This window comes from Cellulosilyticum sp. WCF-2, from assembly GCF_003990395.1.
GTDB lineage: Bacteria > Bacillota > Clostridia > Lachnospirales > Cellulosilyticaceae > Cellulosilyticum > Cellulosilyticum lentocellum.
In genome coordinates, this window is record NZ_CP034675.1 from 105,685 (window position 1) to 119,734 (window position 14,050).

At 35.4% G+C, this 14,050-nt stretch carries 13 protein-coding genes; 1 reads left to right on the forward strand and 12 read right to left on the reverse strand.

The genetic code is table 11. From position 1 onward, the window contains the following. Window positions 1-180: 180 nt before the first annotated feature. On the reverse strand, window positions 181-687 hold the full coding sequence (locus tag EKH84_RS00365; protein WP_127064646.1) for an RNA polymerase sigma factor: 507 nt from the start codon (window positions 685-687) through the stop codon (window positions 181-183). A 222-nt stretch (window positions 688-909) separates the two neighbouring features. Between EKH84_RS00365 and EKH84_RS00370 the strand changes: the two genes are divergently transcribed. After that, window positions 910-1,386, forward strand: coding sequence for a hypothetical protein (locus tag EKH84_RS00370; RefSeq protein ID WP_127064647.1), 477 nt, complete (start codon window positions 910-912; stop codon window positions 1,384-1,386). Here the strand turns inward: EKH84_RS00370 and EKH84_RS00375 are convergent. From EKH84_RS00375 to rfbB, 11 genes are all read right to left on the reverse strand, one after another. After that, window positions 1,383-1,652 (reverse strand): hypothetical protein, encoded by a 270-nt coding sequence (locus EKH84_RS00375; RefSeq protein WP_127064648.1) that lies wholly within the window; start codon window positions 1,650-1,652, stop codon window positions 1,383-1,385. The genes EKH84_RS00370 and EKH84_RS00375 overlap by 4 nt on opposite strands. 507 nt (window positions 1,653-2,159) lie before the next feature. Beyond that, the gene (locus EKH84_RS00380) at window positions 2,160-3,077 is read right to left on the reverse strand and encodes a YegS/Rv2252/BmrU family lipid kinase (RefSeq protein ID WP_127064649.1); all 918 of its coding nucleotides are present in this window, start codon (window positions 3,075-3,077) and stop codon (window positions 2,160-2,162) included. 127 nt (window positions 3,078-3,204) lie between these two features. Continuing rightward, entirely contained in the window at window positions 3,205-4,224 is a 1,020-nt protein-coding gene (locus EKH84_RS00385; RefSeq protein WP_127064650.1) for an ABC transporter ATP-binding protein, read from the reverse strand. Further along, window positions 4,224-5,198: an ABC transporter ATP-binding protein gene (locus tag EKH84_RS00390; protein ID WP_127064651.1), complete on the reverse strand. Its 975-nt coding sequence runs from the start codon at window positions 5,196-5,198 to the stop codon at window positions 4,224-4,226. The genes EKH84_RS00385 and EKH84_RS00390 overlap by 1 nt, the downstream gene beginning before the upstream one ends. Before the next feature lie 16 nt (window positions 5,199-5,214). Continuing rightward, the gene (locus tag EKH84_RS00395) at window positions 5,215-6,117 is read right to left on the reverse strand and encodes an ABC transporter permease (RefSeq protein WP_127064652.1); all 903 of its coding nucleotides are present in this window, start codon (window positions 6,115-6,117) and stop codon (window positions 5,215-5,217) included. A gap of 15 nt (window positions 6,118-6,132) precedes the next feature. Then, window positions 6,133-7,137, reverse strand: a complete 1,005-nt coding sequence (locus tag EKH84_RS00400; protein WP_013658740.1) for an ABC transporter permease — start codon at window positions 7,135-7,137, stop codon at window positions 6,133-6,135. 125 nt (window positions 7,138-7,262) lie between these two features. Continuing rightward, window positions 7,263-8,858 carry an ABC transporter substrate-binding protein gene (locus EKH84_RS00405; RefSeq protein ID WP_127064653.1) on the reverse strand — a complete coding sequence of 532 codons (1,596 nt, stop codon included), beginning with the start codon at window positions 8,856-8,858 and terminating at the stop codon, window positions 7,263-7,265. Between the two features lie 473 nt (window positions 8,859-9,331). Further along, on the reverse strand, window positions 9,332-10,477 hold the full coding sequence (locus tag EKH84_RS00410) for a glycosyltransferase (protein ID WP_127064654.1): 1,146 nt from the start codon (window positions 10,475-10,477) through the stop codon (window positions 9,332-9,334). Window positions 10,478-10,555: 78 nt separating this feature from the next. Continuing rightward, window positions 10,556-11,692: a glycosyltransferase family 4 protein gene (locus tag EKH84_RS00415; RefSeq protein ID WP_127064655.1), complete on the reverse strand. Its 1,137-nt coding sequence runs from the start codon at window positions 11,690-11,692 to the stop codon at window positions 10,556-10,558. Window positions 11,693-11,707: 15 nt separating this feature from the next. Next, entirely contained in the window at window positions 11,708-12,808 is a 1,101-nt protein-coding gene (locus EKH84_RS00420; RefSeq protein WP_127064656.1) for a glycosyltransferase family 4 protein, read from the reverse strand. Window positions 12,809-12,896: 88 nt separating this feature from the next. Then, the gene (gene rfbB / locus EKH84_RS00425; protein WP_127064657.1) at window positions 12,897-13,970 is read right to left on the reverse strand and encodes a dTDP-glucose 4,6-dehydratase; all 1,074 of its coding nucleotides are present in this window, start codon (window positions 13,968-13,970) and stop codon (window positions 12,897-12,899) included. Between the last annotated feature and the right edge of the window lie 80 nt (window positions 13,971-14,050).

Sequence of the window (14,050 nt, forward strand, 5' to 3'; positions counted from 1 at the left end):
CCTACCTCCTCATATTGTTTAAAGTTTTACATAGTTTTCCTACTTTAGTTATATTCTATGCCAAAAATGCTTAAAAAACAATACAAACCTACATTACAAATAGAATACAAATACGTGAAAAGACCACTTCAAAAGTGACCCAGGCTCTTGAAGTGGTCTTATGATTTTACTCGTTTCTATTTAGCTTAATCGCTCTCTTAACTTTTTTAAAGCTGCTCCTTTCCTAAATTCAATCGTCTTATAATTAACGCCTAAAGCTTTCGCAATATCTATCAGCTTCTTACCTTCCAAATAATAAGCTTTAATGATGTATTGCTCCACCTCGCTTAGCTTCTTTAGCTCCCCTAGAGCCACTTCCCATAGAAGCTCCTTTTCTACTTCTTTTTCTACATCCACCCGCTCATCCACTGCTTCTAGCAGTATCTCATTTCCTTCTAAAAGTCTACGTTTACTTTTCTTATTCTGGTTGGACCGCCATCCATATAAAGTAATTTTATAATAGCTTTCAAAGGGAACCCCTAAACGCTCATCATATCTTTCTAACGCTTTTTGTAGTTGCATATAACATTCCTGCTTTAAATCGTCCTCGTCAAAACCATACAGCACCGTTTCTCTTACGAACTTTTTTACAAGGGGATTCATCTTTTCCCACCATACATAAGATAACCTACTTTGTTCCTCTGTCATTATTCACCTTTTCTGCTGCAGCTGTTTATTTGCGCAACACAAAGGTAACATGAACTTTATTCAAAACGAATTGAACAGTTTTCATTAGTTATGTAATAGTTTGAAAAACTCCCTATTTTTTCTACATTTCACTAATAGATACTTGAAAACCTCTCACTATAGTTATATAATTTATCATACACAAAGCGAACATATGTCCGATTACTAAGGAGATGATTTTCCATGTTCTATTCAGATATTGCAGCTCTTATTCCTTTTTATGATACCTATGGACAAAACTCTACTTGCATTCTATTTAAAGATGGTTCTAAAGAATATGCTTCTTGTTCCATCAAAACCTATATCTATCGTATGCTTTATACGCTTCACCTTGACCCTAAGGCTATTCGTCACTGGACTCACCAGGTTATAGGAAGTAAATTAAATACTCCTGTGGTGATTGATAATAATCTGATCTTTTTACCTGTTAAACTCCGAAAAGGTGTAGGTAAGCAGGATGGCTGCTTTGGCTATGTCAACAGTAGTTTCATAGTAGCCATAGAAGATAACCAACTCACTTTAATCAATAATCAAATACTAACCACCTTGTCCCCCAAATCCTACATTCTCAAAAAGCAAAATGCTGCCAAGCTCCTTGGCTATGCTTATGTAGATTACAAAAAACAATTTGAATTCATGTGGAAAGAAAAAGTAACTTAAGGACCTGCCCTCTGGTGGAATATCCGTTTGTGACCAATGAATTTTAAGGGCATATGTACTTTATTTTCTACAAGCTGATATCTCATTACTGGGTTATCAGCTAAGGTAGAGACCAATAGAGGTCTCTCCCTTCTTCCTCCTATATGAGTCATGGTCCTTTCCTCTGCTTTCTCCCCTGGTTGTAGTCCCCTAGCTATAACAGCTCCAAACATACCTATTACCGGTAGCAGAAAGAATACCATACTAAATAGCATTTCCATTAACATATCTTTTCCTCCATTTCTGTATCCCTCATTTATTTACAGTCAATTTCTCTGTTATGTACTGTTCTTTTACTTTTGGTTGTTTACTTGTATTTTTGTATTTTTTTACCATTTGCAAAGGTTGTACTATTGTTATACCCTATGACTTTTTAAAAATCAAGTTAATGTTTGAAACTTTTTTATATTTTTTCTTATTAAACAATCAGTTAAAGGCTTGATATTCAAATATTATTTACATTCTAGTCTTTGAAAACCACCTATTCTCATAGGTTAATTACCTTTTAGCAAACAAAAGGGATGAAGCAAACCAAGCGTTCTAGACCTTGGTTCACTTCATCCCTTTTTTATATGCTTATAACTTAGTCATTCATCACTTTAATACTCAAAATCTTTCTTTAAAATAGATCTTCTAACTTAATGACGAGCTCCGTTTAGCAGAAGAGGACATATAATGTACTTTCCCATTTAGTATTTATCTTTTATAATCGTTTAGATCAATGGCTAAACTCATTATGCCTCCTCTTCTTTTTTAGGCAAAAATATTCTTAGCTTATTAGAAATTACCTCTATCTTCATTGGGAAACTAGGCCCTTCCTCCCCATCCACATCTGTTACAAAATGCTTTTGTTCTTGATTATGACATTCAATGGTTACCTTGTCAGTAGTAATGTAATCTACCTTTGAATCCTTTAAATGCTCTCCTTGTAATACTTTAAGGAAGAGACCTGGTACATCAAAGAAACCAATGTCTTTGATGCAAACCATATTAAATACCCCATCTGTAATCTCAGCTTCCTGAGCCAACTTCAAAAGTCCTCCAGCTCCTTTGCCATTAAAAACAAGTACTAAAATATATTTGCCTTTTAGAATTTCTTTATCAGTCGTGATGGTCATATCCATAGCTTGATAGTTTTGTATTTCTTCAAAGCCCTTAACATAGTAAGCTAGCCTTCCAAACTTCTTTTTCATTTCCAAGTCTACCGTATGAGATACGCCACTAAAAAGTCCCATGTTACACACATTAATGAAATACTTTTCATTAGTCTTCCCTACATCTATATAAGAAAGTTCTCCTTCTTCTACTAAAGCCAAGCACTCCTTAATCCCCATAGGAATTCCTGCTGAGTTTGCAAAATCATTCGAAGTGCCTAGAGGCAAGATGAGAAGCGGAATATCTAGTCCTTTTTCTAGCATGCCTGTAATACAATCATTAACTGTACCATCGCCACCAGAAATAAGTATAAGCTGGGTATTATCTACTGTTATATTTTCTTTGATATAGCTTTTAATATCTCCTGGAGCCATACTTCTATATAAGCTTAGCTCATAATCAAACTGCTGCATTTTCTTAGCAATATAGTCTAGATGTGTAATAATAGCCCTATGACCTGCTTTGGGATTGTAAAGTAAAACTGCTTTTCGTTTCATCTTCTCCACCTCCTATATCCTATTTTCTTATATTGTACATTGTATGTTATTTTAATACAATTAAAACTAGCCATATAAAAAGTGTAGGCTATTTAGATTTTTTCTAAACATCCTACACTCTTATAATTTACACAGTTTTCTTTAACTTCTCAAGTTGCTCTTTATAAAGATGACAAGCTACTAAGTGACCTTCTCCTGTAGCATCCACTAAACTTGGACATTCTTTAGTACAAGCTTCTGTTTTCTCTAAATAGCAGCGTGTGTTAAAAAGACAACCTGGTGGTGGTGCTATAGGACTTGGTACATCCCCTTTTAAGATAATGCGTTCTTTGCTTTTCTTCAGCTTAGGGTCAATAACAGGGGTTGAAGAAAGTAATGCCTTTGTATAGGGATGAATAGGTGAATCATAAAGTTCATGTTTATCTGCTAACTCCTGGATTTTACCTAAGTACATAACGCCTACTCGGTCACTAATGTGTTTAACTACATTTAACCCATGGGCGATAAAGAGATAGGTGAGGCCAAACTCTTCCTTTAAGTCTGCAAGTAAATTAAGTACTTGAGCTTGGATAGATACGTCTAGCGCTGAAACTGGTTCATCACAAACAATAAGCTTAGGTTCTACTGCTAATGCTCTAGCGATGCCCACTCTTTGACGTTGTCCACCTGAAAATTCATGAGGGTAACGATTTCTTTGATGGCTTGCTAGTCCTACACAGTTAAGGAGGTAAAGAACTCGCTTTTCAATATCTTCTTTAGGCATTAATTTATTGATTCTAATAGGTTCTGCGATGATATCACCAATAGTCATTCTAGGATTAAGTGAAGCATAAGGGTCCTGGAATACCAACTGAATATCTTTACAATAAGCTCTTCTTTGTTTCGCATTTAATTTAGCAAGATCCACACCGTTGTATAGGATTTCTCCACTTGTTGGGGCATAAACATTAGCTAACATTTTACCAATGGTTGTTTTACCACAACCACTTTCACCTACTAACCCAAAGGCTTCTTGTTTATAAATTTTAAAGGAAATATCTTGAACTGCTTTAAGTACTTTAGTAGGTTTTCCAAAAAAGCTTTTTTCAATGACAAATTCTTTGGTTAAGTGATTAATCTCTAATAAAACTTCTTTTTCCTTCTCCATTATTTTGCCACCTCCTGCTCTTTGGTATATAAGTGACAGCGCACTTTACGTTCACCATCTACTATCATTTCTGGTTCTTTTGTTTTACAAATCTCCATGCATTTGCTGCAACGATCACTAAAGCTACAGCCACTTGGCATATTCATTGGATTAGGTACCATACCTTCTATCATGTAAAGTCTTTCTCTATCTTCATCTGCTCTAGGAATAGACGCTAGAAGTCCTTCTGTATAAGGATGAAGTGGCTTTTCAAAAAGGGCATCTACTTTAGCTTCTTCAACGACTTTACCACAGTACATAACGATAACTCTGTCAGCAGCTTCTGCTACAACGCCAAGGTCATGAGTGATAAGAAGCACTGCCATGCCTAATTTCTGACGAAGCTTATAGATAAGGTCTAGGATTTGTGCTTGAATAGTTACATCAAGCGCAGTAGTAGGTTCATCTGCTATAAGGAGCTCAGGATTACAAGCAAGCGCCATAGCTATCATGACACGTTGTCTCATACCTCCAGACATTTGGTGAGGGTAGTCTTTTACCCTTTGCTCTGGGGAAGGAATCCCTACTAGTTCAAGCATTTCTACAGCTCTTGCCAGGGCTGCTTTTTTATCAAGCTTCATATGTAAACGAATACTTTCTGTAAGCTGCTCACCAATGCGGAGAACAGGATTTAGCGAAGTCATAGGTTCTTGGAAAATCATTGAGATTTGATTACCTCTTATGGCTCTCATTTCTGCGGGCGACTTTTTAAGGAGATTTTCTCCTTTATAAAGAATCTCACCTTCTGCTATTTCTGCATTTTCAGCTAAAAGCTGCATAATAGATAGAGAGGTAACACTTTTTCCTGAACCACTTTCTCCTACGATTGCAAGTATCTCACCATCATTACAGTTAAAGCTAATATCGTTAACTGCTTTTACGGTGCCTCTTTTCATTTTGAATACAGTACTTAGGTTATTTACTTCTAATAACATATTTTCACCTCTCTCCTTAATGACGTGCCTTAGGGTCAAAGGCATCTCTTAGCCCGTCCCCTAATAGATTAAATGCAAGTACCGTAATAGTAATGGCAAGTCCAGGGAAAATAAGCATATAAGGTGCTTCAAAGATAAACACACGGGCACGTCCTAACATATCTCCCCATTCTGCATAAGGAGGTTGTACACCAAGTCCTAAGAAGCCAAGTGCTGCTGTATTTAAAACGGCACTAGAAATACCTAAAGTTGCACGAACAATAATAGGTGAAAGAACATTAGGAAGAATATGCCTAAAGATAATAGCACCATCTTTATTACCAATAACTTTCGCTGCTTGAACATATTCACTATCCTTGATAGACATAATGCTACCTCTGACGATACGTGCATATTCTGGTATAGATACGAGTCCGATAGCAATAACAGCTTTATCAATACCTCTACCTAAAGCAGCCATAAACGTAATGGCAAGGAGAATATCTGGAATGGACATCATAATATCCATAAATCTCATGATAATCGTATCGATTTTACCACCCTTATAACCTGCAATAGCTCCAAATAAGGTTCCTATAACAAGGGCAAAGCTTACGGCTGCCACCCCTACAGATAAAGAAACTCTTGTCCCATCAATAACACGAGAGAAAATGTCTCTTCCTTGTTCATCAGTACCAAACCAGTGGGCCGCGGAAGGTGTTAATTTATTAATGGACATGTCCCCATAATTCGGATCATAAGGCATAAGGAACTTACCAAAAACGGCTAGGAAGATTAAGAAGCCAATGATAACCATACCCACCACAGCTGCTTTATTTCTTGTAAGGGCATACCACATTTGTTTAAATTCTGATTCTGGCTTTTCTATTTTAACGTTAGCTATTTCATTATTTTGATTTGCAATTTGCTCTGCTGCCACTATTATTCCTCCTCTCTAAGAATATTTAATACGTGGATCTAGGAATGCATAGATAATATCAACGATTAAGTTCATCATAACAAAGATGAAGGCTACTAATAAAACGACACCTTGTACAATAGGGAAATCTGATTTCATAATCGCTTCTACGGTATATTTGCCTATACCTGGCCATGCAAATACTGTTTCAGTCAGCACAGCTCCACCCATTAAATACCCCAGTTGGATACCAATAACGGTTACTATAGGAATCATGGCATTTGAAAGGGCATGTTTACGAATAACTTTGCCTTCTGCAATACCCTTTGCTCTAGCTGTACGAATATAGTCTTGTGATAAAGTTTCTAGCATTGTGCTTCTTGTCATACGTGCAATAATCGCCATAGAATACATGGCAAGTGCTGCTGATGGTAAGACTAAATGCTTTAAGGAAGAAACGAAAGATTCCATATTACCTGCTATAAGACTATCTATTAAATAAAGACCTGTTACGTTCTCCGGTCTTAATAGTGTTTCGATTCTACCTTGTGCTGGTAGCCAACCTAAAATTCCTGAGAAAAGAATAATAAGTAATATACCTAGCCAGAAGATCGGCATAGATACCCCCACCAAAGATAAAATCATACTTAGGTTATCAATGATGGAATTTTTCTTGACTGCTGATATAACTCCTAAGGTGATACCTAATAGTGAAGCAATAATGATGGCACATAAGGCAAGCTCAATAGTAGCTGGGAAACGTGAGAAAATCTCTTTAGCTACTGGCTTTTTAGTATAATAAGAGTTACCAAAATCCCCCTTAAAAATGCCTTTCATATAATCTATGTACTGAGTAACGATAGGCTCATTAAGTCCGTTGGCTTCACGCCATTCTTCCATTTTTTCTTCTGTGGCATGTTGCCCAAGTACGATACCAGCTGGATCTGGCGAGAATACACGCATCATCGCAAAGATGATGATGGACACGCCGAGAAGTACAGGAATTAATAGCAGGATGCGTTTAGCAATATACTTTAACATGTATTGACTCCTTTCAATATTAAATCTAGACCTACAATTTATATCATTTAGAAGTTGAGGATAGCATAAGTACCATTCATAAGGATAATGAATGGTACTTATGGATTTATTCTTAATTAAGAATCTTATTTGTTTTTGTACATTTCTCTGAAGAAAATGTTACCTGTTGGGTGGTAAGAATAGTTCTGTACTGCTGGTGAGTATGCAGATAAACTATTTGCATGGCTGATTGGAAGCCATACTGCAAGGCCTGCAATATATTTTTCTGCTTCTGTGTAGATAGCATTTCTTGCGTCACCTTTTTCTGTAGATGTCCCTTCTGCAATCATAGCATTTAATTTTTCATCATTTAATTTTGCTACGTTCATCGCTGGACTTTGGTCACATAAAAGGTTGAGGAAGTTATCTGGGTCACCATTATCACCAATCCAACCATAGAAACATACATCGTAGTCACCTGCTACAACTTTATCTTTGTATGTAGTCCAGTCATAATCTTCAATTGTTACTTCAACACCAACTTTGCTCCAGTAAGATTGGATAGATTCTGCTAATGCTTTATTTCTTGCATTATATGGCCTTGGATTATTGTAAACGATCATTTTAATAGGTTGATTGAAGCCTGCTGCTGCAAGTTCTGCTTTAGCTGCTTCTGGATCGTATTCTACTTGTTTAACGTCTGCACTATAACCTGGCATAAATGTTGGAAGAATAGTTGTAGCTAATTCTGCATAATCACCATAAAGTGCTGTAACAAGCTCTGGTACATTAACTGCTTTTGAAAGCGCTGTTCTAACAGCTACATTATCAAAAGGTGCTCTTGTTGTATTATAAGCCATGTAGTTAATGTTCATACCTGAAACATTGTAAAGTTCATTACCATCAGCTTTGATTTGATCAACACCTGTAGAGTCGATACCATCAATCATATCTACTTCACCACTCTTAAGAGCTACGATACGAGCTGAGTTATCTGGAATGAATTTGAATACAATATTTTTTGTTTTAGCTGGTTCTCTCCAGTATTCATCGTTTCTTGTTAAAATGATATCTTCTGAAGGATTCCATTCTACAAATTTGTATGGGCCAGTACCTACTGGTGACTCATTGAGGTTACCACCATTAGCTTCAAGAGCTGTAGGGCTTGCAATAGGAGCTGCAAGGCTCATTGCAAGGTTAGCAAGGAATGCTGTATTTTTCTTTGTTAAGTTAATTTGAACTGTGTACTCATCTACTACAACTACATCTTTAACATCTGCATATACGAAGCTTGCATATGGCATGTCTTCTTGACGTTGTGGTGGTAATTGTCTATCAATGTTTACTTTAACTGCATCTGCATTAAAGTCTGTACCATCGTGAAATTTAACACCTTGTCTTAATTTAAAAGTATAACTTAAACCATCTTCTGATACTTCCCAGCTTTCTGCAAGGCAAGGTTCAAGCTCTGTTGAATCCTTAGCATAAGCTAAAAGTCCTTCATATACGTTAACGATAACCTTTGATGATTCTCCATCATCAACAAATGCAGGATCAAGTCCACGTGGTTCTGCTCCTTGTGCAAAAACTAAAGTATCTGCAATATTAGCATCAGCAGCAGTTCCTGCTTCAGCCGAAGCTGCTGGCTTATCACCAGCTTGACTAGATGAATTTCCGCCGCAACCTACTAGCATAGTTACTGCAAGTAGTGGGGCTATTACTAAAGCCAATTTCTTTTTCATATTTAATCCTCTCCTTCTTAATATGTCTACTTTCTTGTTCAAGTGTATCCCCAACTTGAATATTATGTAAATCATTTGCATAGAAATACGTTCGTCATTAGCTTAAACAAACCATCTTTGAAACGCTTCTTGCAACAAAGATAAACTCAAACTTCATATAGTGCTTTAAGTTGTTTATCTTTTTTAGTAATTATACATATTTTTGTTGTTAATTGCAATATATTTACATAAGTTTTTGTTTTACTTGATTTTATAATAAAATATATCACTTGATTTTTAAGTATTTATGTCATTCATTTTTTAGTAATATAATAACAAATTTAGCCTCTTGCATAATTAAGTAAATATATAACTGCTTTAGTAAGCTGAAAAGGTCCTCATCCAGTAATGGTTACATTACTGGATGAGGACCTTTTCATGGCATTCTTAATTATTTCATTTTTCCATTGATAGTAGTTTTAATGATAATCCCATCACCTTGCTATCTTCTCAAGCGCCTCATATTGTTGTTGATGTAATTTTCTTTTTGTTTGTTCTTCTATGCACTGCTCAATATAAAGTAATAGATTTTCTTTAAACTTACTTACAGCAAAAGCCTCACTATGTAATTTAATCTGCGCCGAATCATATCTTACACCTACAGCCTCAAATAGCTTAATAGCTGCTATCAAACTTTCACTTGTTTGTTCTCTGAATAAAATCCCCGTCTCACCATCCCTTACAGTATCCATTACTCCACCTCTACCATAGGCAATGACCGGTGTACCTGATGCTTGTGCTTCTACTGGTGTAATACCAAAATCCTCTTCACCAGGGAAAATAAACGCCTTACTCTCGGCATAATATCTGGCAATCTCTTCATCACTCAATCTACCAAGGAAGATAATATTCTCCTTAGCCATAGCCTTTAGCTTCTTCTCCTCAGGACCCCCTCCAATAATAACCAAAGGCAGACCTAATTTATTAAAGGCTGCTATTGCTAAATCTATTCGTTTATAAGTCACCAATCTAGATACTATCAAATAATAATCTTGCTTTTTAGGTGCTATCTCATATAAGTGTGTATTTACAGGTGGAAAAATCACCTTCGATTCCCTACGATAATACTTACTAATGCGATCTTGTATGTAATGAGAAATGGCAATAAAATAATCTACCCTGTCTGCTGCTAATCTATCCCACATTCTAATCTTATGAATCACATGAGAAATAAACCATTTTTTAAGACCCCTCATCTCCTTGGTATACTCATAATAAAATTCCCAAACATATCTAATAGGCGTATAGCAATAACATATATTTAAAGCATCCGAGCGCGTAATGACACCTTTACAGCAAGATGAGGAGGATGTAAGAACCAAGTCATATTCTGTTAAATCCAATTCTTCAAAAGCCTTAGGCATGAAGGGCAGATAATGAGGATACTTTTTTTTAGCAAATGGAAGCTTCTGCACAAAGGTCGTCCGTATATCATAATTTTTAAATCTCTCTGGCATATTATCTTTATCGTATACTAAAGTATAGATAGGCGCCTCTGGAAAAAGCTCATGTAACACTTCAACTACCCTTTCAGACCCTCCATATACACTTAACCACTCATGTACAATTGCTACTTTCATTATCTTACTCCTTTATTAACTATTTCATCGTTTTATTTTCTCTAACAACAACCTGTATAAATCAATCATTAATCATTGTTAAAGTAATTCTTTATATACCCTATAAAGTTTTTCAGCAGATGTCTCCCAACTAAACTTTTGAGCTTGAGTATAACCTTTTTGAATTAGCTCTTGCTTTTTTGCTTCGTTTGTCGTTAGCTGATACATGCTTTCTGCTATTGCTATAGTATCCTTTGGATCTACCAATAACCCTGCCTCTCCTGCCACCTCTGGTAGTGATGATACATTGGTGGTAATTACTGGCGTACCTGCTGCCATTGCCTCGATAACAGGGATACCAAAACCTTCATAAATAGAGGGAAATACAAAGCACTGTGCCATTTGATAAAGTGCTGGTTTATCAATCTCATCAATATACCCTAAATCTACTACATCATCCTCTAAGCCTAGCTCCTGTATCTTCTTAAATATTCCTTCATAAAGCCAACCCTTCTTACCTGCTAACACTAATTTAATTTCAGCATTAGACTTGTCCCCTTCAATCTTAAACCTTTTAAAAGCTTCAATTAACGTTTCAATATTTTTTCTAGGTTCTAGGGTTCCTATATAGAGTATATATTGATCTGGAAGTTGATATTTTTCCCTTACACTTTGACTATTATTTCTCGCCTCATTAAAGTGTTTAAAGTCTACGCCACAATAAATCACTTCTATTTTACTTGGATCTACTCTTAAATGCTGTATCATGTCTTGTTTAGTGGCTTCCGAAATAGTAATAATCTTATCTGGCCTTTCTAAGCTGTACGCCAAATCCCTTTTAATACGTCTTAGATTACGCTTATCCATGGTCTCTGGATAAAACTCAAAGGTGAGGTCATAAATAGTATTCATCACTTTCCCCTGTATACGAGGTGGTACGATAAAGTTAAAGAAGTGGGTTAACTGTGCCTCTCTTTTAAAAAGTTGATTATACTTAATAGGTAGGTAGTGCCATATCCTACGATAAACCCCATAGGGAAATAGTTTACAGGTCTCTTTATTAAAGTCTATACCCATTAAGTCTTGCTTTAAATCATTTCTTTCTAAAAAGTTAAATACATCTCCTTGTAACTCTATTTGTTCATAAGCTTGTAGCCTTTTACTAAGTTCATAGGTATAAACACCTACCCCTGACCTATTCTTTAAACAAGGTTGTAATTCTATTGCAATCTTCATACCTTCGCTCCCTTTTTACTTCAATACACTTTGATATACCTCATAAGTTCTCCTAGCTGTTTTTTCCCAGGTAAATTGTTTAACTCTTACTTGCCCCTTTTCTCTTAGTTGATTTCTAAGATCCTGATGCTCTATTAAAGACCTCATTCCTCTTACAATCTCTTCTAAATCAGCAGGGCTACAAAACAAAGCACTATCACTGCAAGTTTCTTTGAAGATTTCAAGATTAGAAACTAGCACTGGACAACCTCTTATCATCGCTTCTAGAGGGGGTAAGCCAAAGCCTTCGTATAAAGAAAGGCTAACGTAAAACTCTGCCTCCTTATATAAAGCCTCTAGCTCTAATTCATCTACAAAACCTGTGAATACAACCTCTTCTTCTAAGCCTAAAACATTCACCTGATTAAATACCTCTTCGTACATCCAACCCTTTTTCCCCGCAATGACTAACTTATACTCTTTATGGATTTTCTTAATCTCATAAAAAGCTTTAATCAGTTGAACAATATTTTTATGAGGAGCTATAGTACCTACATACAATAGGTATCTATGTGTTATACCTAAATGGGTTAAAATATCTTTAGCTTTTCTGTCATCAACCATTACCTTAGGTGGCTCTATTCCGAGATGAATTACACTGATATCTGCCGCTACATTAGGATAATAAGAGTATAATTCTTTCTTAGTAAACTCAGAATCACAAATAAGATGACTGGCATTTCTTATAGTAGCCTGTAACAAGGTATACTTAGTCATATTCTGCATTCTTGTATACTTATCCCTCATGGTGTGCATGGCCATATCATGAATAGTAGCTACTTTATGCCCTTGATAAAACACTGGTGTCGCATAGTCAGGAAAATGTACCAAATCATAGGCTTTATATAAATGTTTACTCGTCCATTGTTCCTGTATAATACGCTTAGCACTAGATGGAAGTACTTTATCCACATGAATTATATTTTCCCCCTTATATTTATCCCCAAATTCTCCACGCATGAGGATATCTACTGGGTACTCGTCTTTTATAAAAGTATGTATTAGATTTTTTGTATAGTTAGAAATTCCAGCTCCATTTTTTTCATAATGGAGTCCATTGAGTAATATTTTATTCACTTTATAAACTCCCTTAAATAATAATATCTATAGTATAGCACAAAAAAAGAAGAGATTAACTCTTCTTTTTCATATCTAATCTTTATATTTATGCATCTGTCCTAACTATTTCGATACTATTATACATCGAATCATAATACTTTTCATAATCCCCTGATACTATGTGATTAATCCATTCTTTATTATTCAAGTACCACTGAATAGTTTCTTTAATTCCTTGCTCAAAAGTATAAGATGGGCTCCAACCTAGCTCACTCGTAATTTTGCTATTATCAATAGCATAACGTCTATCATGTCCTGGCCTATCTTGAACATACTCAATAAGTTCTTCTGATTTGCTCAATTCTTTGATAATTAATTTTACAATATCAATGTTAGCCTTTTCATTATTTCCACCTATATTATAAACTTCTCCTAAGACACCCTTATGTAAAACCGTATCAATTCCTGTACAATGATCTTTCACATGCAACCAATCACGAATTTGCATGCCGTCCCCATAGACAGGAAGACACTTATCATTTAGGCAATTGTTAATCATTAATGGAATAAGTTTTTCTGGAAACTGATAAGGACCATAGTTATTAGAGCATCTTGTAATATTAATTGGCATTCCAAATGTCTCATAATAAGCTCTAACAATTAAATCTGCACTAGTTTTAGATGCAGAATAGGGACTATTTGGCGCTAAAGGAGTGGTCTCCGTAAACATTCCTTCTTTACCAAGTGTTCCATAAACCTCATCTGTAGAGACTTGTAAGAACTTAACTCCTTCTTTAAATGCTCTACAATACTTATCATCAGGATTAACCTTCCAGTATCTCTTAGCTACATCCAGTAAAGCCTGTGTACCTAATATATTGGTAGTTAAAAATATTTCTGGATTTTCTATACTTCTATCTACATGAGATTCAGCAGCAAAATTTACGACAGCATCAATGTTATACTTTTTAAAGATTTCTTCTAACAACACTCTATCTCTTATATCTCCTTTAATAAAAGTATAACAAGAATGTTGTTCTACATCCGTTAGGTTCTCTAGATTACCAGCGTAGGTTAACGCATCCATGTTAATAATGTGATATTTATATGTATTAAGCATATGCTTTATAAAATTGGATCCAATAAAGCCTGCCCCTCCTGTTACGAGTATATTTTTCATATATGGTTATTCCTTTCATTCTACTTATAAAAACTAATATATTATTCTTGTACCAAAGATAACGTATGATTCATATCCTG